The sequence below is a fragment of the Nitrospinaceae bacterium genome, assembly GCA_018669005.1.
GTDB lineage: Bacteria > UBA8248 > UBA8248 > UBA8248 > UBA8248 > UBA8248.
In genome coordinates this window covers 41,790-66,083 of record JABJAL010000079.1, presented here as the reverse complement: position 1 = coordinate 66,083, position 24,294 = coordinate 41,790, and the positions used below count along the sequence as shown (strand labels likewise).

General features: G+C 54.2%; 18 protein-coding genes. 12 read left to right on the top strand and 6 right to left on the bottom strand.

All coding sequences use genetic code 11. The features are described from left to right. Positions 1 to 146 precede the first annotated feature (146 nt). Positions 147 to 659 (top strand): carboxymuconolactone decarboxylase family protein, encoded by a 513-nt coding sequence (locus HOJ95_12775; protein MBT6395575.1) that lies wholly within the window; start codon positions 147 to 149, stop codon positions 657 to 659. A 100-nt stretch (positions 660 to 759) separates the two neighbouring features. Here the strand turns inward: HOJ95_12775 and HOJ95_12770 are convergent, their stop codons facing one another. After that, the gene (locus HOJ95_12770; protein MBT6395574.1) at positions 760 to 1,917 is read right to left on the bottom strand and encodes an LLM class flavin-dependent oxidoreductase; all 1,158 of its coding nucleotides are present in this window, start codon (positions 1,915 to 1,917) and stop codon (positions 760 to 762) included. Between the two features lie 53 nt (positions 1,918 to 1,970). Here HOJ95_12770 and HOJ95_12765 point away from each other — a divergent pair, with 53 nt between their 5' ends. The 3 genes from HOJ95_12765 to HOJ95_12755 all read left to right on the top strand — a co-directional run bounded on the left by HOJ95_12765 (position 1,971) and on the right by HOJ95_12755 (position 5,417). Then, positions 1,971 to 2,708, top strand: a complete 738-nt coding sequence (locus HOJ95_12765; GenBank protein ID MBT6395573.1) for a hypothetical protein — start codon at positions 1,971 to 1,973, stop codon at positions 2,706 to 2,708. A 175-nt stretch (positions 2,709 to 2,883) separates the two neighbouring features. Continuing rightward, entirely contained in the window at positions 2,884 to 3,621 is a 738-nt protein-coding gene (locus HOJ95_12760) for a hypothetical protein (GenBank protein MBT6395572.1), read from the top strand. Between the two features lie 119 nt (positions 3,622 to 3,740). Next, complete coding sequence (locus HOJ95_12755; protein MBT6395571.1) at positions 3,741 to 5,417, top strand: pentapeptide repeat-containing protein; 1,677 nt, start codon at positions 3,741 to 3,743, stop codon at positions 5,415 to 5,417. Between the two features lie 137 nt (positions 5,418 to 5,554). Here HOJ95_12755 and HOJ95_12750 read toward each other — a convergent pair whose 3' ends face one another. Then, entirely contained in the window at positions 5,555 to 5,875 is a 321-nt protein-coding gene (locus tag HOJ95_12750) for a (2Fe-2S) ferredoxin domain-containing protein (protein MBT6395570.1), read from the bottom strand. Between the two features lie 258 nt (positions 5,876 to 6,133). Here HOJ95_12750 and HOJ95_12745 point away from each other — a divergent pair, with 258 nt between their 5' ends. Further along, a complete protein-coding gene (locus HOJ95_12745) occupies positions 6,134 to 9,046 on the top strand; it encodes an insulinase family protein (protein MBT6395569.1) in 2,913 nt (970 codons plus the stop codon). A gap of 40 nt (positions 9,047 to 9,086) precedes the next feature. On the opposite strand, the gene HOJ95_12740 is transcribed toward HOJ95_12745, so the two are convergent. Together HOJ95_12740 and hflX are read right to left on the bottom strand one after the other, a co-directional pair. Further along, complete coding sequence (locus tag HOJ95_12740) at positions 9,087 to 9,689, bottom strand: hypothetical protein (protein ID MBT6395568.1); 603 nt, start codon at positions 9,687 to 9,689, stop codon at positions 9,087 to 9,089. 43 nt (positions 9,690 to 9,732) lie between these two features. Next, complete coding sequence (gene hflX / locus HOJ95_12735) at positions 9,733 to 11,457, bottom strand: GTPase HflX (GenBank protein MBT6395567.1); 1,725 nt, start codon at positions 11,455 to 11,457, stop codon at positions 9,733 to 9,735. Between the two features lie 222 nt (positions 11,458 to 11,679). On the opposite strand from hflX, the gene mgtE reads away from it, so the two are divergent. From mgtE to HOJ95_12715, 4 genes are all read left to right on the top strand, one after another. After that, on the top strand, positions 11,680 to 13,038 hold the full coding sequence (gene mgtE, locus HOJ95_12730) for a magnesium transporter (GenBank protein MBT6395566.1): 1,359 nt from the start codon (positions 11,680 to 11,682) through the stop codon (positions 13,036 to 13,038). 67 nt (positions 13,039 to 13,105) lie between these two features. Then, positions 13,106 to 13,489, top strand: coding sequence for an acyl-CoA thioesterase (locus HOJ95_12725; protein ID MBT6395565.1), 384 nt, complete (start codon positions 13,106 to 13,108; stop codon positions 13,487 to 13,489). A gap of 86 nt (positions 13,490 to 13,575) precedes the next feature. Continuing rightward, positions 13,576 to 16,191, top strand: a complete 2,616-nt coding sequence (locus HOJ95_12720; protein ID MBT6395564.1) for a leucine--tRNA ligase — start codon at positions 13,576 to 13,578, stop codon at positions 16,189 to 16,191. After that, positions 16,191 to 17,351 carry an LLM class flavin-dependent oxidoreductase gene (locus HOJ95_12715; GenBank protein MBT6395563.1) on the top strand — a complete coding sequence of 387 codons (1,161 nt, stop codon included), beginning with the start codon at positions 16,191 to 16,193 and terminating at the stop codon, positions 17,349 to 17,351. Before HOJ95_12720 ends, HOJ95_12715 begins: the two co-directional genes overlap by 1 nt. Before the next feature lie 95 nt (positions 17,352 to 17,446). On the opposite strand, the gene HOJ95_12710 is transcribed toward HOJ95_12715, so the two are convergent. Continuing rightward, positions 17,447 to 19,822: a hypothetical protein gene (locus HOJ95_12710; protein MBT6395562.1), complete on the bottom strand. Its 2,376-nt coding sequence runs from the start codon at positions 19,820 to 19,822 to the stop codon at positions 17,447 to 17,449. Positions 19,823 to 20,885: 1,063 nt separating this feature from the next. Next, positions 20,886 to 21,140 carry a bacteriophage holin gene (locus HOJ95_12705; GenBank protein ID MBT6395561.1) on the bottom strand — a complete coding sequence of 85 codons (255 nt, stop codon included), beginning with the start codon at positions 21,138 to 21,140 and terminating at the stop codon, positions 20,886 to 20,888. Between the two features lie 192 nt (positions 21,141 to 21,332). On the opposite strand from HOJ95_12705, the gene HOJ95_12700 reads away from it, so the two are divergent. The 3 genes from HOJ95_12700 (at position 21,333) to HOJ95_12690 (ending at position 24,290) form a co-directional block, all read left to right on the top strand. Continuing rightward, positions 21,333 to 21,842 (top strand): VOC family protein, encoded by a 510-nt coding sequence (locus HOJ95_12700; protein MBT6395560.1) that lies wholly within the window; start codon positions 21,333 to 21,335, stop codon positions 21,840 to 21,842. Positions 21,843 to 21,885: 43 nt separating this feature from the next. Then, complete coding sequence (locus HOJ95_12695; GenBank protein ID MBT6395559.1) at positions 21,886 to 22,941, top strand: Ldh family oxidoreductase; 1,056 nt, start codon at positions 21,886 to 21,888, stop codon at positions 22,939 to 22,941. A gap of 74 nt (positions 22,942 to 23,015) precedes the next feature. After that, positions 23,016 to 24,290 carry a hypothetical protein gene (locus tag HOJ95_12690; protein MBT6395558.1) on the top strand — a complete coding sequence of 425 codons (1,275 nt, stop codon included), beginning with the start codon at positions 23,016 to 23,018 and terminating at the stop codon, positions 24,288 to 24,290. The last annotated feature ends 4 nt before the right edge of the window (positions 24,291 to 24,294 follow it).

The following is a 24,294-nucleotide window of genomic DNA, read 5'->3' as shown; positions in this document are numbered from 1 at the left end:
TTCATAGATGTATCGGGCGCTGTATTCTTTGTGCCAAGGTATTTATAACGGTAGGCACATTTGTACTTGTCCGTGGGTCTATTAATTGGCTCGCGTTGTAAGTTGCATACATCATTCAATATTTTTCGTCACTGGGAGGTGAACTGATGGCCCGGATATCACTAATACAACCCGGCGAGGCCGAGGCGAGTGCCAAGCGCATCATGGAGAACATGCAAAAGCAGTTTGGTGTCGTCATCGACCCGGTAAAGGCGTTGGCTCACAAACCCGATTTTCTGCGCTCACTGCTCTCGCTCACCACCGTCGCCGACGGCCCTGGAGAGATTGACGCAGGGTTCAAGGAGGTGCTCAACATCCGCGCCTCGGCGCTAAACGGGTGTGAGTTCTGCACCACGATGCACTCGAACATGGCGAAGATGCACAAGGTTGCTGCCGAGAAGATAGCGGGCGCAGTGGATGGCTCGGCGAGCGATGCGTTTGATGAAAAAGAAAAGGCCGCGCTGGCGTTGTGCGAGGCCTCAACCTCTGGCGTCAAAGTGTCCGATGCGGTTTTCGATGCGGCTCGGGCGCATTATTCCGAGGCCCAGGTTGTCGAGCTCCTTGGCGTCATCGCGGTTATAAATATGTGGAACCGGCTCATGGTCGGGATGGGTTTTTAACCCACAGGGTTTTAACCCACAGGGTTTTTAGTCTCAAAACATCGCCCGCGGAGCTCTCTTCAGGCTCCCCGGCCAGCTGTCGTTATTAGCCCCCCTCAGGCTATTTATCCCCGAGCTCGGGGATCGCTTTTTCCCCGACGAAGCGCACAATCTGGCGCCGCGCCTCAAGCGTGTAGGACATTGCGAAAATAAACGTCCTCGCCCCCAGCTTTTCAATCTCTCTGAAGCGCTCAAGACACTCATCCGGGCTGCCCACCACCGCGAAGCGGTCAATCATGTAGTCGGTGATGCCCGCAGCGTTCGGGCTCCCCGCCCCGATGTTGAACTCATCGTAGTTCGCCCTAAATCGCTCGACGCCCTCTCTGTGCTCCTCGGGCACGGCATTCAGTGCGAGGCGAAAATTGTGGTTCGCCCGGGTGCAGAGTCTGGGGCGCACGGTTTCTCTGGCCGCTGCGCCATCCTCCTCAATGTGTACAATCGCGTTCAGCCACAGCTCGACGTCTTCCGGCTTGCGCCCCGCGCGCTCGGCGCCAATAGCAATGTGCCCCCGCGCCCATTCAACCACCTCGGGGGTTATGCCAGAGCCCAGTATCACCCCATCGGCCAGCTCTCCTGCAAGCTCCAAGGTCTTTGGCCCATCGGCCGCCAAAAAAATAGGGAGCCCCGGTTTTCGCCAGTTCGAGGTAATCGTCACGCCCCCGTGCTCTACCGGCTCGCCGTTGAGCAGTGCCCGTGCCGCAACCAATCCCTCTCTCATCGCTTTTAAGTTCGAGTGCTTGAGCCCCACCGAATAGAGCGGCGTGTCGCCTGCGCCAAAGCCAATCATCACCCGGCCCGGCGCCACATCGTCCACCGAGGCCATCGCATTCACGCTCGTCATAATGTGGCGCGTCACAAAATTTGTTACCGAGGTGCCAAGCTGCGCCGTTTTCGTTTCCCGCGCCATCAGGGCGAGCATCACATAAATATCCCGGCTATGGAGGCGCGAGGTCGACACCGCGTCCGCCACCGTAATCGGGTCGATGCCCAGCTCCTCGGCCTCTTTCACAAAATCTAAAAATTCATCTATCGGGGGAAAATCCTTGAACGAGCTGATCTGAATGCCAAAGCGCATGACGATGCTCCTGATGGAAAGAAGATGAAAGCCGCGTTTAATAGAGTAGATTCTAGCAGAGGGCGGGGGCGTTGTCTGGCGGTTGCCACCGGCGGCTGTGAGATAAAGAGCGTAGTGAGATGGGGGGGCCTCCCTTTGGGACAATATTTTCAGCTATACTCCCAATTTCCCTTGTTAAAGTTTTTAGGAGGATTTCGATGGCAGAGGACCGCGGCATCTGGGCTAGCTGGTACGACCTTCCCATTGATGGCGAGGCGGAATATCTCGCCTGGCTTCATGAGGAGCACATCCCCTCGGCGCTTGCGCGCCCGGGCTTCAAGTGGGCGGCGCACTACCGCCTGGAGCATAGGGCTTCCCCGAGCCCAACCCATAAGATCAAGGCCTTCATCGAAGATCCGGGCCTTGGCCGAGGGGGGGAGTTCATCCTCATATTCGGGGCGGGCAGCGCCCACGACTTTCTCGACCCGGCACCGGACGACCTGCTTAAAAGCTACGACCCCCGCTCGCAGGAAATGCTCGCCCGCCGCACGGGGGAGCGCACCGCGTATTTCACCGAGGTGGGCCGCGTTGACGGCCCCGAAATAGCCAAGCGCGGCCCCGGTCTTACCCCGGGCCCCATGATCCAACTCGGCGCCTACCGCGCCAAGGACCCGGTCTGGGATCTCGATTTCGCCCTCTGGTACCTTCACGACCGCCTCGCGAACCTGCGGGAAATGAAAGGGTGCATCGGCGCACGCAAGCTCGTCTCCCTCGGGGGCTGGGCCCGCCATGGCATCCTCTACGAGTTCGACTCCCTGGCGGGGCGGGAGCACTTCTACGAGGAGCTGGAGTCGCAGGGGATGGACGACACTACCTCCATCGGAAAGGTCGTCCGCGCCGTGGAGCACGGGCCGGGCTCTCCCACCAAGGCGAAGCGCATCTGGCCGGAGGCGTAGGCGGAAGGCCGGGCGCCACACCTACGATTTCAGGGACTGGAAAACCACGACAGCAACCGAAAATATTTTGAGAGATTGTTGCGGGATTTGAAGCAAAAAAAACTGGCCATTTCCCGAGGGGGAGATGTCCGGGGCGGGGGGAGCTAGCTCTCCATTAACACAGCGGAGGAAAACAATGGCAGAGGACTGCGGCATCTGGGCTAGCTGGTACGACCTTACCAAAGATGGCGAGGCGGAATATCTCGCCTGGCTTCACGAGGAGCATATCCCATCGGCGCTTGCGCGCCCGGGCTATCTTTGGGGGGGGCACTACCGCCTCGAAAAAGCGGCCCCCTTGAGCGCGGCCCATAAAGACAAGGCTTTTATCAATGACCCGGGCCTGGGCCGAGGGGGTGAGTTTATCCTCATCTTCGGGGCCACCTGTGCCCATGATTTTCTCAACCCGGCTCCAGACGATCTTCTCAAGAGCTATGATGCGCGCGCGCGCGAAATGCTCGCCCGCCGCGAGGGGGAGCGCACCGCGTATTTCACCGAGGTGGGCCGTGTGGATGGCCCCGAAATTGATAAGCGCAGCCCCAGCCTCGCAGCCGGCCCCTCAATTCAGTTTGGCGCCTTTCGCGCCAAGGACGCTAGCTACGATGAAGTGCTAGCCAGCTGGTATGTCCACGACCGCCTCGCCGCCTTTAGCGGCTTAAAAGGGTGTGTTGGCGCGCGCAAACTTATCTCCCTCGGCGGCTGGGCCCGCCACGGCATCCTCTATGAGTTCGACTCCTTTGAGGGCCAAGAGCATTTTTTCGAATCGCTTGAGGCGAGCGCCTCGGACACCACCACCACCGTCGGCGGCGTTGTTCGCGCCCTGGAGCACGGACCGGGTTCCCCCTCCAAGGCAAGACGCATCTGGCCCGAGGTGTAAGGGGTAATTTTTTTCGTTTCCCCATCCCACCTTTCCCCACGCCCGAAACCCGTTTATTGTATGATCTCATCTCCGGAGATTTTGTCTTGCTTTGCGGTTTAGCCGGGTAGGAGGGCTTCATGGCGAATCCAGAACACCTCGATACTCTCAAACAGGGGGCGATTGTCTGGAATAAATGGAGGGGGGAGAATCCGAATATTCGACCGGATCTCAGTGGTGCGTTCCTCTACGAGGGGAACCTCAACGGGTTGGACCTCACCGGGGCCAATCTCGATAGAGTCAAGTGTGAGGGGGCATCGTTTCTTGGGGCGAAGTTGCGCGGCGCATCCCTCCGTGACGCGAATCTACAAGGAGTCACGGGACTCACTGGCGGCCAGTTTGCCGGGACCGATGTTTCTTTCGCGACCATCCCCTCTGCGGTTAAGGATTTCGAAAACAGCCTCAAGACTGTCGAGGAGACATCAAAAAACGCCCGGAAGATTTTCTTCGCCATGCTCCTGGGTTGCGCTTATGCCGCTCTCACCATCCTCAGCACGGACGATGCCAAACTCATCACCAACTCGGCCACATCCCCATTGCCCATCATCCAGACGGCGATTCCCATCGCGAATTTCTTCTATGTGGCCCCGATCGTCCTGTTGGCCATTTATTTCTACTTTCACCTCTACATGCAGAATTTATGGGAAGAACTCTCTGAGCTACCAGCGCGGTTCCCGGACGGCAAACCCCTCGATAAAAAGGCCTACCCCTGGCTTTTGAATAGGTTAGTACGACTTTATATTCCAATGCTTCAAGGGAAGCGCCTGCTGTTCCCCCTCCTCCAGTCAGGCGTATCCATGTTTCTCTCCTGGTGGACAGTCCCTCTCATCACCGCACTTTTCTGGCTCTGGTACCTCCGTGTCCATGATTTCGTCGGAACTGGATGGCACATCTTCTATTTGTTCTTCGCCGTTCTCATTGCCATCGGTTTTCAGAGGACGGCTCGGAATACCTTCCGCGAGGAGCCGTCCGTTCCGATCAGGAAGATTAAGTGGCCACTTCCATTTGCGGCCTCAATCGCCGCAATTTCTACGATAGTGGTTTTTGCTTTCTCCTGGTTCGCCATCAACGGTTTGTGGTTTGAGCCGTTTCCTATACGCCTCGTTGGCCTGAGGAACTACGTTGTCCTTACGAACAAGGAGGTCTCCACAAAACCCCCGAACTGGGATCGGGACAAGTCCTTGAGGGCTCTCCGCGCCGAGGTGAAAGCCCTGCACGGCACGGAGTCCGCCGCCAAAGGCTCCAGTCAAAAATACGTGGGGCTGGACCTCATTATAGGAGCTCAGCTTGAAGAGGCGGACCTACGGTATGCCGAAGGATTTAAAGCTTTTTTCGCGGGGGCGCATCTTGTTGATGCGGACCTTAGAGGGGCGAATCTTGCAGAGGCGAATCTCGCAGGTGCGGATCTAAAAGGGGCGAACCTCGAAAGGATGCAACTCACAAGGGCGAATCTCGAAGGGTCTGTCCTCAGAGCGGCAAGGCTTGTCATGGCGGATATTACTTTGGCGAACCTCGCCGGGGCGGACCTCAGATGGGCCAACCTAGAAGGGGCGAGTCTCTTAAAAACGAATCTCGCAGGTGCGGACCTCGAAGGGGCGGACCTTTATAAGACGAATCTCAGAGGGGTGGATCTTTCTAGGACAATAAGGCTGGCCCAAGAACAGGTCGATTCGGCGTACATAGATGAGAATACGAAACTGCCCGATTATTTAAAGAGCAGTGCGGAAAGGAAAAAGAAAACGCCGGAGACGAAATAAATGATATGACAAAAGGTAGCGGTGGGATTTGAAGGAAGAAAAAACGCCCTCACCCTAGCCCTCTCCCGAGGGGAGAGGGGACTTAAGAGCGAACGATTTTTTTTGTATGATAATCCGAAAATCTTTTGTCGGGAGTTTTACTCTGCAGCGCCCGGCATTTTGAGCAGCAAGCGCTCAACGGGCTCGCCGCCTTTCAGGTGGCTCTCAACGATTTCGGGGACATCGCTTGCCGTGACGCCCTGGTACCAGACACCCTCTGGGTATACGACGACCGATGCGCCAAGGGCGCAGGGGCCAAGGCAGGTTGAGCCCGAAACGGCGGTCGAGGCGGCAAGCTCTGAGGTTTGAACGGCCTCGCCAAGCGCCTGAAGAATTTCGACACTGCCCTTGGACTGACAGCAACCCATGGGGTGGTTTTCGGGGCGCTGGTTGATGCAAACGAATACGTGTTTTTTGATGTGTTCCATGGCTCTCTTTCTTGTAGTTCGCGGGCCGATGCGCGAAAATATTCCGGTGGGGCGCCGAAGTAATATTGTTGTTGTGGAATGCGGCTTTCTGATGTGAAAGGCTTCCCGTGGGCATCCCCGCTCAAGTGACTTTGCCCAGGGCTGATGATACGATTCGGCGGGTTGAAGTCAAGGTAGTTACCGCGAAAATTTAATTTCAAATGTTTCGCTCCGATAATCATTTTTTCGGGGCATTTCATACTGGATTCAATGAAGAAAATTTCCTCTTTTTTCCCGCGAATGACGCAGACCCGCATACCTGACGGGCCTTCCTTGATTGTGCTCCCCGACAAAAATGCGCAGGTGGCCTCGGTGCAGGTGTGGTTTCCGGCGGGGCCGGCTGTGGAGCGCCCGGGCGAGGATGGGCTGGCGCATTTTTTAGAGCACATGGTTTTCAAGGGCTCGCGCAATTTGGGCGTTGGCGAGCTGGCGGCGCGGGTTGAGGCGGCGGGCGGCGACACGAACGCTTATACGATGAGCGATGCGACGTATTATTACCTTGTCTGCCTGCCCGAGGCGGCAGAGGCGTGTGCCGTGATGTTGGCGGATGCGGTGTGGTGGCCAAAATTTTCGACCGCCGAAATCGAGCGCGAGCGCGGGGTGATTCTCGCCGAGCTTGATCGCTCCGAGGATCAGCCGGATCAGGTGCTTCAGCAATATTTGTTCGAGCGGGCGTATGGAAAGATGCACCCTTACGGGCGGCCCATCATGGGCGCGGTGCGCTCGGTTAAGCGGTTTGACGCGGCGGCGCTTCGGCGGTTTCACAGGCGTTGTTACGCGCCCGAGGGGTGTGTGGTGGTGGCCTCGGGAAATGTTTCAGCAAAGGGTATGCGCCGGGCGCTGGCGGGAAAGATAAAGGCAGAAAACAGATCGAAAAAAAGAGTTTTAAAAAAGGCGGGTGCAAAGAGGGCAGTATCTAAAACCCTGCCCATGGCATTACCCATGGCGCCGCCGCCTGAGCCAAAGGGGCGGGGGCCAAGGGCGTTTGTGGTGCGGGAGCGCTCGGGGCTGGCGCATCTGGAGATGGCTTTTCGGATTCCCGAGTTCCGGCACGAGGATGCGCCATCGCTTGAGGTGTTGGCGATGATTTTGGGGATGGGGGAGAGCTCGCGGCTTTATAAGCGGGTGTGCGTCGGGCGCTCGTTGATGCACGAGGTGACGGCGGAGAATTTTTTTGCGGCGGGCGAGGGATTGTTATTTCTTGGCGGGCTGACGGCGCCGGGGCGGGTGGCCGAGGCGGCGGGCGAGATTTTGCGGGTGGCGAGGGAGATTATCGAGCTGGCCCCGCCGACGCCCGAGGAGATGGCGCGCGCGCGGGTGAATTTTTTGGCGGACATGGAGTTTCGCCGCGAGGGAATGGGCGGCTATGCACGCATCGCGGGCTATGCCCGGCTGATGGCGGGGCGTGTTGGATTTGCCGAAAATTATCTTGATCGGCTATTGGCTGTGACGGCCGAGGATGTCTCTCGCGTTGCGGCGAGCTGGATTCGCCTGGAGGGGCTGACCTCGGGTGTACTCATCCCCGAGGGCGCAAATGGGGGATCGAGGGGCGGCCCGGGCGGCGGCAGCGGGGCTCAAGCGGGTTCTGGAAATGGACCGAACGGTCCAACTAGGGGCCCGAGCGGGGGCTCGCCCGGGGGACTTGGTGCCAGGGAGCTACATGTGGCACTCAAGCGTGGATTCGAGCCTCTTGAGCCGATGCCTCAAAAGACCCGGGGCCTAAAGCCCCTGAAAGATAGACCCAAGGCTGCGGCGCTGGCACTGAAGGAGAAGGGGCGGGTCTCGACGAGACAGGCCTCGACGAGACAGGCCTCGACGAGGCGGGCCTCCATGAGGCGGGCCTCCACGAGGCGGGCTTCAAAAGGCAAGGACGGGATTCACAGGTTCACCCTTCCTGGTGGTGCGCGTCTCCTTGTTCGGCCCGGAGGCGCGGCGCGGGTAATCGCTATTCGAGCAGTTGCCTTGGGTGGGCAGCGGCTTGAGGCAAAAAACGAGGCAGGGCTTCATAATCTGATGAGTAGCGTTGCGCCCCAGGCGACGGCGTCGATGTCCTCAGAGGCGATGGCGGCGCGTATTGACGGCCTGGGCGCTCTGGTCGAGGGCTTCTCGGGTCGCAACAGTATTGGCCTCTCGGCATCTGGCATTTCTGGTGTCTCAGATGAATTGATCGAAATTGTTTCTGAAATACTCACCAAACCAAGGTTCGCTGCAGATGATTTGGATTTGGTGCGACGCGAGATTGCGGCCGAGCGTCGCGGCGACATGGATGATTTGGGAAATCTTGCGCGCCTCAGGGCCATGGCTCTTCTTTATAGTTCCCATCCTTTCGGCAGGCATCCACTGGGGAATTCTCGCGTGTTGGCTCAACTTACCCCGGCAATTTTGCGACGTACATGGCGACGATGGATTTCACCTCAAAATAATGTTCTTAGCGTAGCTGGCGATATTGATCCGGGCGATGTGGCTGAAAAATTTAAGCTGCGCCTCAACGATTGGGCCAAAGACTCATATCGAGGGCGCTTGCCACGTAACCCGGAAGCCCCGAGCCCACCCACAAAAGGACGAAGTCGGCGCTATGTGGTCGAAAGGGCTTCACAAAGCCACATTCAATTGGTTTTTATGGGAGCTGATTTTCATGATTCAAGGCGTTACGCACTATCCATATTAACCACAGCATTGGGAAGCCAGGGAGGCGGCCTTTTTTGGGAATTACGCGAACGGCGCGGGCTTGCCTATGCGGTTTATGCCTCATCTGAGGAGGGGCTTGCTCCTGGTCCGATATCTTTTTATGCAGCCACTGGTCCCGAGGATGAGGAGAAGGCTATCGGAATTTTTCACAATGAATTCGAGAGAGTTCGCCAATCCGGGCTTGAACTCGTTGAACTTGAGCGGGCAAAGGCATTTCTGATCGGAGATTATTTGCGCTCTCTTCAGCGAGCAGGGGCACGAGCCCTGGAGGTTGCCTTCGATGAACTATACGGACTTGATAAGGAAGGTCCTGAATCTTACAAGAGCAAAATTCAATCGGTGAGCAACGAGGATGTGATAGCAGTGGCCAGAGAACTTCTCGCGCCGGGTAAAGAGGCCATGGTTCGCCTTGGCCCACTATTTGGGGGAAAATAAACCGGTCTCTTGAAATTTGTTATTAACTTGTTTTGATGAATTACCTAAATTCACCACTTTTTGTTTCCCTAAAATTCTCAAGTTCTTTTTCCTGTTGTTGAAGTTTTTTGCGTGTTTTTCCTACCTCTAAAATCATATCTTTTTCTTTGAAAATTCTCGCTCTTGTTTCAACGAGTCGATTTCGTCGACGAAGAAGGGCATCTCTTTTCTTCGGATCTCGTTCCAGGACAAGTTCCCTGTCGATGGAGGTGATTTGGTCGTTCAATTCGTCTAGAGATTGAGAGTTGCGTGGAACGATATGAAGACTTTTGGAGCCGCTTCCCTTTAGTGTCGGCTCTTTGATTGATGTTAATCGACCAGATTTAATCTCTTCTTCATAGTTCAGCTGGCTCCTCGCTGGGAAGCTATCCGTATTGGGGGAATTGTTTTTCTTGGTGATTTTTTCTTTTTCTTTGGACTTGTCGAAATTCAATTTTCCGAAAATGGAGGAGACAGTGTTTTTGGTGGCCTGATAAGCCGAAAGAACTCCTTGCTGGGTTTGTTGCCAAAGGTTTGATGCTGAGGGTGAAGTTGATTTCCCGGCACAACCGGTAGCAAAGACGAGCAAAGCGGCGCAGATGAATACCTTCAAAGTTGTGTGCATGACGGTAAATCCAAACGGGCGGGAACTTTAGAGGGACGAAACGCTAAATCGCTGCTCTTTCGAATTCGGTTTCCCCTGAGGGTTTAATGATTTCACTCAAGCGATTTGAGGCTTCCTCAATAAGAGGATACAAACTTTTGGCATCGATACCGCTGACAGCAATGCCATTAAAGCGTTTGCAAAGATTCGCCAATTGAATATCGTCAGCTTTATCCATTTTGTTGAAGATATGAAAAATTGGTGTGGCGCCAACGCCAATTTCACCCAAAAGTCTCTCCACGGCAGTTAGTTTTTCTTCGCAATCAGGATCCGAAGCATCGACTACGTGGAGGAGGAGATCGGCATCATGCAACTCCTCCAGGGTCGATTTAAATGCCCCGACTAAATCTTTAGGAAGATCATGGATGAATCCCACCGTATCCGTAATGAGGACTTCCACCTCACGAGGCAGGCGAAGACGCCGGCTTGATGTATCGAGGGTTTCAAAGAGTTTATCGGCTGCCGATACTTCGCTTTGGGTTAACGTGTTGAGAATTGTGGATTTGCCTGCATTTGTGTAACCCACAAGGGAGAGAATTGGCACTTTACGCCGAATCCGGAGTCTTCTCCCCTGTGCTCGCTTGTGTTGAAGTTTGTTCAGTTCTTTCTCCAGGCGGCGAATTCTCTCGTCGGCCCGTCGTCTCGATACTTCAAGTTTCGTCTCGCCTGGCCCACGTCCGCCAATGCCACCGGTGAGGCGGCTCATAGCCGTATGTTTAGTGGAAAGCCTGGGGAGCATATATTTGAGTTGAGCAAGTTCAACCTGTAGTTTTCCGACGCGGCTTTTAGCACGTTGGGCGAAGATGTCGAGAATGATTTGTGTGCGGTCAAGAATTTTTAAATCCGTGAACTCGGCAAGATTGCGCACCTGGGAAGGGGAAAGCTCCTGTGCAAAAACGAGTGCCTCTGCTCCGGTTTGCATTGAACGCATTAAAACATCAACAAGACGTCCCCTGCCAATGACGAACCTGGGGTCAGGCGTTTTGCGACGTTGGCGTATCCTGCCGCATGGGATGAGACCTGCACTTTCGACGAGTATCTCAAGTTCGGACAATTCGGCATCAGATGGCCATCCATCGCGATTGCCTAGGTCGACGAGTACGAGGAGCGCTCGTTCCCCTATTTCGAACTGGGTGGAATCACGCTGTATGCGAGAAAATTCCTCTTCCAGTGAGGAGATCAGAGTGGAAAAATCAAGTTCGAGCCTTTCGATGCTGGAAAATAGCATTTGCTCCCAAGGTGGGGCGGTATCGTTGGTCGATGTCGCTGTTTTGAAATCTTCCGCTTCATCTTCATCGTCCTTCAATACTGGTAGGATATGGGCGACATGAATACGGCCAGTCTCTCCCTCCTCGAATACTTCAATGGCTACCATGGCATCTAGGCGAAGAAGAGCCATATCTGTTAAATCTTCTTGTGAAAGAGGAGAGGGTTTGAGGTGTGTATGGATACATCTAAGGCCCCGCAACCTTGAGACGCCGGCGCGGGCGCGCCCGAGTTCTGGGATTTCTATTCCCTGCGCGTCCCCAACAATGACAAAACGAACTGTGCCTAATCGATCAACGAGGATGCCAATTTGTTGTGAAATTTCGAAAGAAATTGCGGCAAGTTCTCTGCCAAATTCGAGGTGAATTAGTTGGTGCGCTGGGATTTTACGGCGGTAGAGTCGCTCAAGAGCTTTGATTTGCTTTGATTTAAGACCTGTCAAATTACCGTGTAATTTGGAGATGAGGCTAAACCTTTCTCTGGGGAGTCTGGAACATTCTTAAACCTTTGCAATCATATTAGTGGCACTCGCATGTAGCTGCAAGTCGGAGACTCTCTTGAATTTGATCGATTTGATATGTTTGACAGCTATGGGAGCGTAAAATAAAGTGCTCCTCCGATTCGAATAGCATGCCTATTTTCAATAGTTTTTAAGGATTCAAGCACGACGCAATTTGGGGGCCACATGGTTCAGGAACGGGATACACGTCTTCTTCAGATTGAGGACATGATTCGGCGTCTACTCCGCCGCAATGCGGGAACTCATCTAGGAAACGCCTTGGCTAAAGTCCATCCTGCCGAGGCGGCCCAGATTTTTCGTAATCTTGAAACCGAAGAGCGCCAAAGAGCTTTTGCTGTTGTCAGTGACATTGAGCGCCAGGCAGAGATTCTTTCCGAGTGTGATCAGTACATCATTTCCGAACTGCTTGAGCCGATGTCTAACGAGGCAATCGCAACACTTTTAAAACAGATTGGTAGTGACGATACTCGCCATATTCTCGAAGCGCTTCCCGAGGGACGTGCCGGTGAAGTTGTTGAGCAGATGGATGTGCATGAATCTTTCGTCATCGAAGATATCATGGCTTATGCCCCCGACTCTGCGGGCAGTATTATGTCAGACTCGTTCGTAGCGTTTTTTGATGAAATTACGATTGAAAAAGCTATTAGTGAAGTCAGAAAGGCGAATGAGGTAGATTATGTTTTTTATGTGTATGTCTTAGGTGAGGATCGCCACTTAAGAGGGGTGGTAAGTCTTCGTCAGCTTTTACTTGCAGAACCTCATAAACGATTATCAGAAGTGATGACCTCCAATGTTTGGAGTGTCACCGTTCATGCAGACCAAGAAGATGTTGCGCGCCTCGTTTCTCGCTACAATATTCTGGCAATTCCGGTTGTTGACGATTCGGGTGTCATGCTTGGGGTCGTTACGGTTGATGATGTGATCGATGTGCTTCGCGAGGAGGCTACCGAAGATATCCTTAAGATGGCTGGAACACATGCCGAGGAGATTACAAATCTTTCTGCAGGCAGAATGGCTTGGATTCGCTTTCCCTGGCTTTTTGTGAGTTGGATGGGTGGGATGGGCGCCGCTTGGTTGATTGGAGTCTTTGAAAATGAATTGAGCAAAGTTATTGCGCTGGCTGCTTTTATGCCTGTAATTATTGGAATGGCGGGAAATGTAGGAACCCAGAGCGCGACTATCATTGTCCGCGGGTTGGCCACCGGGCGCGTGAGTCCGAATGCATGGCTCCGTGTGGTATCGAAGCAGCTTGGGGCGGGTGTGATTCTTGGTGTTGCCTACGGCTTTCTTTTAGGGATAATGGTATTTTTTCAGTTTGAGTCGGCTGCCAAACTTGGATTAGTGGTTGGTCTCTCGATAACGATTGTCATGACTCTGGCTGCTTTGCTCTCGTCGATCTTCCCGCTACTTATGCATCGCTTCAGATTTGACCCCGCCGTTTCGACTGGACCTTTTGTGACCACAGGGGTGGATATCATCGGCATCTTGGTTTATTTCACCATCGCCAGATATTTGCTCTTTTAACTATGTATCGGAAATCGCCTTGCCACTAACCGCCACCGTCCGTGTTCGCTATGCCGAGACTGATCAGATGGGAGTCGTACATCATACCGTCTATTACGTCTGGTTCGAGCATCTTCGCACGGAATATTTTCGTGAACTCGGAATTCCATATGGCGAACTTGAAGCACAAGGAATCTTTTTCCCGGTGCTTGAGAGTGGTTGTAGCTATAAGGAAGGTGCCCGGTACGACGGTGAAGTAACTATTACTGGTTGGCTTAGGGAACCTAAGGGAGCGAGAGTTCGTCTTGATTACCGTGTCGAGCAGGGAGGTCGTGTCCTTGTAGAGGGTTTTACTGTTCATGCGCGGACAGATGCCGGTGGCCGCCCTGGTCGAATCCCTCCTGAAATACTTGGGAAAATGAAGGCTGCGGCCTCACCGGTCGGAGAGGGGCCCGGATTGGCACCACAATGAAGAAGAAACCTCGGCTGGCCTTGACGGCTTAAGTCTGCTCGCAGAAGATTCCCGGCGGCGATAAGTAAATTGATTTGAGGGTACAAATGCTCGGAGAGTATGAACCAAAAAATTATGAGGCCAAATGGCAGGATGTTTGGGAGCAAGGAAAAATCTTCGAGGCTCCCGACGACCCTGGGGATAAACCCACTTATTATTGCCTGATGATGTTCCCCTATCCTTCGGGTGATCTGCACATGGGCCATGCGTGTAACTACACCATGGGGGATGCCATCAGTCGCTATCGTACGATGCGCGGCCACGCTGTTATGCATCCGATGGGGTGGGATGCCCTGGGTCTTCCGGCCGAGAACGCTGCCATTCAGGCGGGAAGCCATCCTGCGGTATGGACAAAGCGGAATATCGATAACATGCGCAGGCAGCTTCGCCTCGCCGGACTCGCCTACGACTGGCGGCGAGAGCTTTCGACAGCGCATCCAGGTTACTACCGATGGACCCAATGGATTTTCCTTCAGATGTACGAGCGTGGCCTCGCCTTTAAAAAGGAATCTCTTGTTAACTGGGATCCTGTGGATGAAACCGTTTTGGCTAACGAGCAAATTCATGACGGAATCGCCTGGCGAAGTGGGGCGACCGTCGAGAAGCGATGGCTCAGCCAGTGGTTCCTCAAAATTACGGATTACGCCCAGCGTCTTCTAGACGATCTTGATGGGCTGGACGGCTGGCCCGAGCATGTCAAACAGCAACAACGCAACTGGCTGGGCCGGAGCGAAGGCGCACGTATAGATTTCAAACTTGAATCCTCTGGGGAGACGCTTTCGGTTTTTACGACGCGGCCAGATACTGTCTACGGTGTCACCTTCATGGTTTGCGCGCCTGAGCATCCCCTTATTGAAAATTTGCTCGAAGGAAATCCAAGGGCTGAGGAGATTCGGGCGGCCGTCGCTGCCATGCAGGCCCAGAGCACTGCCGATCGGATGAGCGAGGAAAAAGAAAAGACGGGTGTCGATACGGGTCATTTCGTTATTAATCCTGTGAATGGCGACAAGGTACGTCTTCTGGTTGCCGACTATGCCCTGATGGAATACGGCACGGGTATTGTCATGGGTGTGCCGGCCCACGATCAAAGAGATTTTCTTTTCGCGAGAAAATACGACATTCCAATTAAAGTGGTGATTCAGCACCCAGGCGGAGGAATAGATAGTAATTCGATGACCGAGGCCTATGTCGAGGATGGCGTCATGCAGGATTCGGGGCCCTTTGATGGCCAGCCCAACCGCGAGGCTTATCCTAAAATGGTGGGCTACTTTAACGAGCAAGGTTTTGGTGATCGTACGATTAACTGGCGTCTTCGCGATTGGTTAATTTCCCGGCAAAGGTATTGGGGTGTGCCGATTCCTGTTCTCTATGAAGAGGACGGCACGGTGACGCCTGTGGCTGATGAGCAACTTCCCGTCATGCATCCCAGGGATGTTGAATTCACGGGCCGGGGAGGAAATCCACTGGCGCAAAGCTCGGATTTCGTGAATGTCATCAGCCCCAGGACGGGTAAGCCCGCACGCCGCGAGACGGACACGATGGACACTTTCGTGGACTCCTCGTGGTATTACCTTCGTTACGTGTCATCGCGAAACGAGAACGCCGTGTTCGACACGGCTGATGTGAATCGTTGGCTTCCCGTCGACCAATACATTGGCGGGGCCGAGCACGCCGTAATGCATCTTCTCTATTCAAGATTTTTCACGAAGGTCCTTTATGATCTTGGGCATGTTTCCTTCGAGGAGCCCTTTGAGAATCTCTTCACGCAAGGGATGGTGTGCCGAACTGCCTACCGTGTCTCGGGGGCCCAAGGCAACGTTTGGGTGCCCTATCGCCATGTAGACGAAGAGCGACTCGTCATAACAGAAGATGGCCCCGAGGGGAGTCGATACAAGGCGGGTGACAAAGTAGTGGGCGACATGGCGGTGATGAGCAAGAGCAAACTCAACGGCGTGTCGATCGAGGAGTGCTCGGCTCGTTACGGAGCCGACGCAGGGCGGCTTTATACGCTCTTTATTGGACCTCCCGAACGTGACAAGGAGTGGCGCGACGATGGGCTCATCGGGGTGCACCGTTTCTTGCAGCGCCTCTGGGCTACATTTCAAGAGCGCCTCGATAGTTGGAAGACGGCGGAGCCCATTTCTGGAGATGCATCAGCGATCTCCGATTCGGGCCGCAAGCTTCGCCGTGATGCGCACTACACGCTCCAGCAGGTTAGCGATGTCTACGAGAAAACATTTTCGTTCAATACGGCGATAGCAAGAATCATGGAGCTATCTACCTCGCTTCGCACCGAGGATGCGGCTGAGGCCGGGGTGCAGCGCGAGGCGGCCGAAATTCTTCTTCTATGTATTGCGCCTTTGGCGCCGCACTTGGCCGAGGAACTTTGGGCTGCCCTGGAAAGCGGCAAAGGGGCGGGGAGTATTTTTCGTGAAGACTGGCCCTCTTTTGATGAGAGTGCCATCGCTGCCGAGGAAAAAGAATTTGCTGTCCAGATAAATGGTAAGACTAGGCGAACTTTCATGGCGCTGCCTGAGGCGGACAAGGAAGAGTTGATAAAAAAAGCGGTAGAGGTAGCCGTGACATATACTGAGGGAAAAGATATCTTGAAACATATTGTTGTTCCAGGCCGACTGGTAAACATTATTGTTAAGGATAAATAATGAAATTCTCTTTTTTCATGATGCCGCTTCATCATCCATCCGAGCATCCCACGCTCGCCTTCGATCGCGATATCTCCCTTATTGAATTCACAGATTCCCTTGATTTTGATGAGTTTTTCATCGGAGAGCATCACTCCGGCGGCTGGGAAACAATACCATCACCTGAGATGGTACTCGCCAAGGCCTCTGCCAGTGCTCATCGGATTCGCCTCGGTACCTCGGTTGTCGATCTCCCTTACCACCATCCCTTCCATGTAGCCGAGCGAATGGCTTTTCTCGATCATTTAACGAGGGGCAGGGCGATCCTGGGCGTCGGGCCGAGTAATCTTGTCACCGACAAAGCGCTTTTTCAGGTTCCGCCGGACCGTGCCCATGACATGATGGCCGAGTCGGTGGATATCATCGTAAAACTGCTTGAATCAGATGAGCCCATCGATTACGAGGGCCGTTTTTGGCAGTTGCGTGGAATGAGGCTCCAACTCCGCTCTTATCAGCAGCCGCGTTTGCCTCTCGCCGTTGCCACTGCAGGAAGCCGTAGGGGTCTTGAACTTGCCGGGCGCTACGGAATGATCCTCATGTCGATGGCCGGAATGAATCGAGGCAACTACCCCCCTCATTCTGAGCAATGGCCCGTTGTAGAGGAGGTTGCCCGCGAGCATGGCGTCAAAACCTCTCGAGATAATTGGCGCATAGCGACCAGTGTTTATCTCGCCGAATCTCGTGAAGAAGCATGGGCCGATGTCGAGGAAGGAATTATGCGCGAGACGGAATATTTCTGGAAGATAGGAGTTAACGCTCCATACGAAGAGTATCCGGGACAGCCTTTAAAAGAGGTGACCGCGCGCTCGGCAGCCGAGCGGCGCCGATGGATCATCGGAACGCCCGATGATGCGATAGCCGCTATTGAGCAATTTCAAGAAGAAACAGGTGGTTTCGGTGGTCTCATGCTCACCACCCATGAGTGGGCTGGCCCAGAGAAGCTTCGCCGCTCGCTTGAGCTTTTTGCCCGCCACGTTATCCCGCATTTTAGAGGATTTACGCGTGGCTTTCATGACGAGTGGCGTCTTATCAAGGAGCGCCATGAGGCCGGGGGATTTCCCCTTAATACGGAAGGTGGCCCCAACAACCTTGGCTGGAATGAGGGCGAGCCCTCCGCTTAACTATATCGATTGGTTTTTTCTGCCTGAAAAAAAAGAGCAGGGCTTTTGCCCTGCTCTTTTTTTATTTCCGTTGATGTTGCTTAAAAACGCTCTCCTTACGCGAGGAGCTGGAGCACTGCCTGCGGGATGGCGTTGGCCTGGGTCAAAATGGCCGTACCAGCCTGCAAGAGTATCTGGTTTCGCGTGAACTGCACGGTTTCCTCGGCGAAGTCCGCATCCCGGATGGCGCTTTCAGCAGCCGAGAGATTCTCTTTCGCCACACCCAGGCTGTTGATGTTCGATTCCAAAACGTTCGCCTGGAAGGCACCCAAGTTTCCCCGGATGGTTGTGATGGTGTTGATCGCATCGTCCACCAGGTTGAGCGCATCGTTGGCGCCGTCCGAGGTGATGACGTTGATGTCAGCAATGCTCCTGGCCGAGGTGAGAAGCCCGGTGGCCAGCTTGCCGAGCTTGTTGGCCCGAACGTCTTCAATGGACTGCTTGACGGTCTGGCCCGAGTTGGCGCCGACCTGGAAGAGCAGCGAGTCCTGGGTGACGGTGGCCTTCAAGGTGCCATCCACAGGAGCTGCCGTGCCCGTGAATTTAACCTTGATGCCGTTGGCGTTGTCACCCGATGAGGATAGCGTCAGGAACTGTCCGTCACCATTGGCTTTAACGCCGTTTATGGTACCGGCAACATCCTTGCCCTGGACGTTTTGGATACTTGTTCCGATGCTGAGCTGATAGGTTAGGGAGCCGCCCTTCGTTGATTTGACCGTCGTCAGCGTCGATCCAAATTCAGTGTTCGTGAATATGAGGTTGTTCAAGTCGCTGCTCGCGGTGTCAGCCTTGAACGTTGCCTTGACCTTGAGCTCATCAGCCTCGATCGCAGAGTTAATTCGCGAAACAACCGATGTGAGCGCCGTGCCCGCTGCGATATCAACAACCGTTGAGTCGTTGATGGTAAGCGTTTCACCAATGGTCTTGATGTCGGCAACGGCAAGGCCGGTGCCCCCACCCAGCGTGGCAACCTCTGTGGATGCGAGACCGGGATTCGCGCCAAACGTCAGCGCGGTGCTGACACCCGATGTCTTGTCACCAGCGCCGTTAGCCACAACGGCTGCGACAGAGGTTGAGAATGTGAGTTTGTCGGTCGCAATACCCACCGCGATGAAGCGATCAAGGTTCGAGGCGCTGTCAATGGCGATGCCGCTTTGGAGCGCGACAGCCGAGGAAGTTTCGGTCATGTTGCCGTCAGTTGTCAGTGTAATGGTGGCAACCGCCGTGGTCGTGTTGAGCGATACGGCCAGCGTCGAGTTGTTCGCGCCGGCGCCCGAGAGATTACCGGCCGTGACGGTGCTATCGGTTAGTCCGCCGTCACGGAGGGCCAGGGCGAGCGCTTTTTTGCCCGTCGAGTCGAGGCCGGTGCCAAAATCAATCGTGAACTGAATGGTGTTCGTGGTCGTCGGATCACCGGGGGTCGCCAACCCAGTCTGGAGGGCCGTGTTGGCCGAAAAGCCCGTGTTGGCGCCCGTGGTATCCACGGTAAGGTCACTGGCGGTAAAGCCAAGGCCTGCAAAACGACCGGCAATGTGGAACTTTGTTTCGCCTCCAGCCGCATCGGGCGCAAAATTAACAATCTTGCCGAGCGTGGTGCCGTTCAGGTTGCCCAGTAGGGTCGTGTCAATTTTATCGGCAGCAGCAGCAGCGGTGCTGTCAATGGTGACGTAGGCGGTGGCATCTTGCTCATTAAAGCGCACCTTAACACCGGTCTGGGAGGTGTCGTCCACAAGGCCTGCGGCGGTGAGCTGGGCGCCCAGTTCTTTAACATCCGTGGCCGAAGTGATGCCCGCGCCGAAGTCAACCGTGAAAGCGGCGGTTGAGCTTGCATTCAAGTCGAATGCGACCGCTGCGTCGCCCGTTTCGAACTCGTTTTTAACGGTAAAAGTTTTATTACCCTTGGTCGCAACCTGGGAGATGTTCACGTCGTAGCTGCCGGCCACGGTGTTGGTCGAGCCCGCGATGAACTCCAGATCGTTGCTGTTTGTCGAGCCACGAACACCCGAGGAGCCGTTCAACAGTTTAATTTTACCAAACTGGGTGGTGTTGCCAATTCTGTTGATGGTGGCAATCGATGAGTCGATCTGCGTCTGGTCAGCGGCCCGGGCTATGGCGTCAGACGAGCCGGTGTTCAGAGCATCAAGGGCCAGGGTCCGGATGGCGCGGAGCTGTTTGAGCACCTCGTCGAGCGCCGCCTCCGCGGTGCGCACAACGTTCACAGCATTTGAGCTGTTCTTGACCGCCTGGCCAAGGCCAGCAATTTGCGCTCTTAAGTTTTCAGAAATGATCAGTCCGGCGGGGTCGTCGGCTGCGCGGTTGATTCTGAAACCTGAGGACAACCGCTCGAGTGATTTCGACATAGCGGCATCGGTGGAGCGTAGGTTACGTGCGGCGTTTAGAGCAGCAATGTTTTGGTTGATTCTTAGACCCATCTGATATTCCTCCTTGAATTGTGGGTAACCGCTTTGATCTTTTTCCAGATCACAAAATGTACTTTTAGGGCAAAGCACAGCCTTAACGAGGGCTTTGCCCGCTCCTCACTAAATAATCCTGCTCGGAGGGCTTTTAGTTCAGCAAAGCCGCACCGATATTGCTCTATGATTTACTTAAGCAATTACCATGCCGATTGTAAGTAATTGATAAGTAATATGTTATGATCTGTGGCGTTGTTGTGGCAGGGAAAAAAATTCCTGGTAGAGGGAAAAAACCGCCAAAAGCATGGCGTTAGCGTAAGGATGTATTCCAGTTATGCCCAATTCATGGAAATAAAAAGAGAGCGGGGCGTTGCACCCCGCTCTCTGGATTTTCTCTTGCAGTTGGGGATTTTTTATGTTCCCAATCAACTGCGCCAGGCGCATGGCGCCTGTTTTGTGGTGTCAGCCTTTCAGCCTCCTCCCCGCCCGGCCGACAAGCGGAGCCGAGGAGGTGGAATTTTCGGCACGGGATTCTGGGTTCCTGTCTTTCTTCATAGAACCTCCTTTTGAGAGTTGTCTACTCCAGGGGGCACTACCCGTTAGCGCCCCACTCCCCCCGGTCCTATCCGGGTGCGAGCCGTTGTCGGTGCGATAATCCCCCGACCGCTCACTTCTATGTTGCAACCGGCTCATAAGTCAATGTTTGGCTTGGCACCGAGATTGTCAACGGTTTTTTTGTTGCCCATGGGGAGTGTCTCAGAGTTTGGGGTGGTTAGAGCAAAGAGATGTTTATATGCAAGTTATTATGAGCTGAAGTTAAGTAACACATTACAGTAAATTCTGAGTGATCTTTGAATTGAATAATAGTATCCGTATTTGAAAGTGTCTCATTTATTTTTGACGGAGAGGGTATTGCTGGAAGCGAGGAGATTACGAAGTTGAACATGGGGGTAGGGGCAGCATTTAGCCCCAGAGCCGACGATTTGCGGCAAACGAGGAAATGGCTTGCAATAAAGAGCTAGAACGTTTTCAACCGATGTTGCTTCCTCATTCGTCTTTTTGAGATACGGAAACTCCCCAATTATTTGTCGGTGGGCAGAAGAAGGTTGTAGAGCCAGGCAATTAGAAAACCACCGATAAATCCATCGGCGAGGCCCCATAATACGCCTGCGAGTAGACCTGCCCATGTGATGGAGAATCCAATGTAGACGCTGGCGATGATTTCGACGACGGGCACGCCCCACCCAAAGAGGCGGGCCATACATGCTAAAAAAGCGACCCCGAAGGCCCATAGGATTCCGAAAGCAAGCCCTAACCTGAGTGGATCGAGTCTCATGGCAAATCCTCCTGGCGGCCCTTGGCACCTACATTCAATCTAGGCTTTTTGGGAGAATTTCGCTCCCGAGAGTGGCCATGAGAGAGGTCTAAATGCGCAGGACATGATATAATCTAAGCTATTGAGACAATTTGATGGGTTGATTTGTAAGGCAAAAAATTGCCGGACATTCCTTTATGGAGGATTTCGGAAATGGGCTGTAATGTAGGTTCACTTGGACATATTGGGGTTCAGGTCAGCGATATGGATCGCTCCCTTAAGTTTTACCGCGAAGTTGTGGGGCTCAAACTTACGGGAAGATGGGGGCCGCCCGATTTTCCTGGTCAGATTTGCTTCATGCGCGTCGATCAAATGCACCACAACTTTGTCCTCTTTGGGTTGCCCGAGGGGGCGGACAACCCCCCATCGGTTGGGATTGATTCGACACAGCGACATGACGTGGGACTCAACCATGTTGCCTTTGAAGTGGATGATCGAGAAGACTGGCTCGCCGCGCTTGACCATGTACGCTCAATGGGAATCGAGTTGGTCTCCGGTCCTTATGTACATGGGCATGAGGCCCAGGATGAAAAAGGGTTTTTAGGCGGCAGTGGCAGTCATGCCTTCTATTTTCTCGACCCTGACGGCAACCGGATCGAGATATACTGCTGGATGATGAATGTCACAAAACCCTCTGTCGCAGCGCCGGAACCGGATTTATAAAATACTTTCGATCAATAAATTTTATTAGTGAAAAGGAAAGAATATGAGTGAACTATCTCAGCATATCGTGAGCGCTAGCGTACTTCGAGCATATGAAGAGGCGATGTTTGTTGCCGCTGGCTGCTCTCCCGCAGATGCCAGACAGGCGGCGGAGGTGATGTGGGAGGCGGACCTGCGCGGAATATCAAGCCACGGTCTTATCCGCATGCCCGACATGATTAAACGAATCAACGAGGGGATGATCGACCCGAAGGCGAGGCCCAGGATTGTCCAGGAGCGGGAGGGCTCGGCCCTTGTCGATGCCGGGGGAGCGCTGGGGCCGATTGGCGGCACTTTCGCGATAGATCTGGCCATGAGAAAAGCGGTGATTGCCGGAACCTGCTCGGTGGGTTTGCTCAATGCGAATCATCTAATTTTCGTCGGCTATTATGGAGAGCGAATTGCTCGGGCTGGCATGGCTTGCATCATAACGACGGTGACGCCTCCACTTGCCCATCCCTACGGTGGGACCGAACGGATCATTGGTACGAACCCGCTCGTCATCGCTCTTCCCTCGGATGAGGAAGAACCGCTGCTGCTTGATTTCGCCACTACCGAAATCGCGTTTGGTAATGTCATGAAGGCCCGTGCGAAGGGCGAGTCGCTTCCAGAGGGTGTGGCGCTGGGTCCGGACGGCGCCCCTACTACCGATCCGGCAGAGGCGGCCCAAGGTGCGCTCACTCCGTTTGGCGGCTACAAAGGATACGGCTTGAATCTCATGCTCGGGCTTCTGGCCGGGCCCATGGTTGGCGGTCTGGTCGGAAAGGCCGTTGCCGGAGTTTTTCATCAGGGCCGAAAAGCAAACAAGGGTGATCTTTTCATCGTGATCGACCCTGCGGCTTTCGGCGATCCTTCCGTTTTCAGGCGTGCCGTGAGCGCGCACATCAAGGAAATCAAGGATTCGCCCCTCGCCTCGGGTGCAGATGAAATACGTATGCCGGGCGAGAGGAGTTTCAGGGAAAGGGCGATCCGGCTCCGCGAGGGTGTTGCCATTGAAGAAAACGTGTGGCGCGCCTCAGCCTCCCTCGCCGAAGAGTTGGGTGTCGCTGTTCCAGATTAAGGTGCTTAATATTTTTCATTTTTTTTCTAGAATGTCTTATTAGCTTAATAGTCTTTATCAGGAGAGTTTGTCTCATGCCGAAGCCAGAGTACAAGATACCGCCTCGCTCGCTAGACACGCAGGTTATATACAAGGATGAGCCCTCTGTTCTCACCGGCCCTGTCGCTGAGGATAAAAAAAATGTCCGCGTCGTGGGACATTCGGATCTGAACGGTTGGGGCGATACCTTTCAAATTCAAGTGAGGGATGGGCTCGCCTATGTCGCCGCCTCTGGCGCGAACGGTCATAACGGTCTTACGATCGTCGATGTCTCGGACCCCACGAAACCAAAGGTCGTCAATCAGATCGAGGACCATCCTGGTGCCCGAACCCATAAAATCTTGATGGTCGGCGATATGCTTTACACGAATTGTGAGCTTCGGCCCGGCGAGGAGCCGCCACCCGACGTAATACCGGGCATGAAAATTTTCGAGTTGAGCGACCCTACTAATCCGAGACAGGTTGGACACGTTGAGGCCGATGGCAGGGGGATACACCGCCCGATTCACGATAAGGATAGGGGTCTTCTCTATTGCTCGGCTTTCAAGGACGGCTGCCATGGGAAAGTGCTCAGCACCTTTGACGTAAAAGACCCTTCTGCTCCCGAGCTTTTATCGCAATGCTGGATAGAGGGGCAGAACGAAGGGGCGGGAGAGACACCCTCGTGGGATTTTGAAAAGCTCGGTTGGGGTGTCTGGCTTCATGAAGCGAACCCGTTTGGGAATTATGTGACCTGCGGCTTCTGGAACGGGGGCATTGCCATGTTCGACATGACTGACCCCAGAAACCCTGAGTTCATGTGGCGCCATAACCCGCACGAGACCCACGGTTGGCCCGGCTGCTACCACACCTTTCTCGTTCCTCCGGGCTCAGAATTCGCCATCGTGGCCACCGAGTGCGTTACGATGAACTGTGCTCACCCGCCCGCCTTCGTTACCTTTTACGACATGCGGAATCCGATGGTGCCGCTTCCGATTTCAAGTTTTCATCCCTATGAAATAGATCCCGAATCGATGAGGCCGGTGGATCCCTACTGGTCGCAGCTCGGGGCTCGCTATGGGGCTCATAATGTCTGGCTCGATATGAAGGCAGATGATCTGATGTACATATGCTGGTATGGGGCCGGGTTGCGTATTGCAGATTGGTCGGACCCGTTTAAACCCAAAGAGGTGGGCCATTATATTCCGGCTGGAGACTCTGAGCGCTGGCTCACCCAGAGCAATGATGTTTTCGTGGACACCCAGACCGGTCTTATTTATCTTGGTGATCGATGGGGATTGGGGCTGTTTATTCTGGAATATACGGGATGAGCGA

What these genes read in the sequence shown, in the direction of transcription:
- HOJ95_12760 (MBT6395572.1), top strand. Translation starts at nt 2,884, where the DNA reads ATGGCAGAGGACTGCGGCATCTGGGCTAGCTGGTACGACCTTACCAAA.
- HOJ95_12715 (MBT6395563.1), top strand. Translation starts at nt 16,191, where the DNA reads ATGAAATTCTCTTTTTTCATGATGCCGCTTCATCATCCATCCGAGCAT.
- HOJ95_12740 (MBT6395568.1), bottom strand. Translation starts at nt 9,689, where the DNA reads ATGCACACAACTTTGAAGGTATTCATCTGCGCCGCTTTGCTCGTCTTT.
- HOJ95_12755 (MBT6395571.1), top strand. Translation starts at nt 3,741, where the DNA reads ATGGCGAATCCAGAACACCTCGATACTCTCAAACAGGGGGCGATTGTC.
- HOJ95_12765 (MBT6395573.1), top strand. Translation starts at nt 1,971, where the DNA reads ATGGCAGAGGACCGCGGCATCTGGGCTAGCTGGTACGACCTTCCCATT.
- HOJ95_12705 (MBT6395561.1), bottom strand. Translation starts at nt 21,140, where the DNA reads ATGAGACTCGATCCACTCAGGTTAGGGCTTGCTTTCGGAATCCTATGG.
- mgtE (MBT6395566.1), top strand. Translation starts at nt 11,680, where the DNA reads ATGGTTCAGGAACGGGATACACGTCTTCTTCAGATTGAGGACATGATT.
- HOJ95_12775 (MBT6395575.1), top strand. Translation starts at nt 147, where the DNA reads ATGGCCCGGATATCACTAATACAACCCGGCGAGGCCGAGGCGAGTGCC.
- HOJ95_12695 (MBT6395559.1), top strand. Translation starts at nt 21,886, where the DNA reads ATGAGTGAACTATCTCAGCATATCGTGAGCGCTAGCGTACTTCGAGCA.
- HOJ95_12690 (MBT6395558.1), top strand. Translation starts at nt 23,016, where the DNA reads ATGCCGAAGCCAGAGTACAAGATACCGCCTCGCTCGCTAGACACGCAG.
- HOJ95_12745 (MBT6395569.1), top strand. Translation starts at nt 6,134, where the DNA reads ATGAAGAAAATTTCCTCTTTTTTCCCGCGAATGACGCAGACCCGCATA.
- HOJ95_12720 (MBT6395564.1), top strand. Translation starts at nt 13,576, where the DNA reads ATGCTCGGAGAGTATGAACCAAAAAATTATGAGGCCAAATGGCAGGAT.
- HOJ95_12710 (MBT6395562.1), bottom strand. Translation starts at nt 19,822, where the DNA reads ATGGGTCTAAGAATCAACCAAAACATTGCTGCTCTAAACGCCGCACGT.
- HOJ95_12700 (MBT6395560.1), top strand. Translation starts at nt 21,333, where the DNA reads ATGGGCTGTAATGTAGGTTCACTTGGACATATTGGGGTTCAGGTCAGC.
- HOJ95_12725 (MBT6395565.1), top strand. Translation starts at nt 13,106, where the DNA reads ATGGGAGTCGTACATCATACCGTCTATTACGTCTGGTTCGAGCATCTT.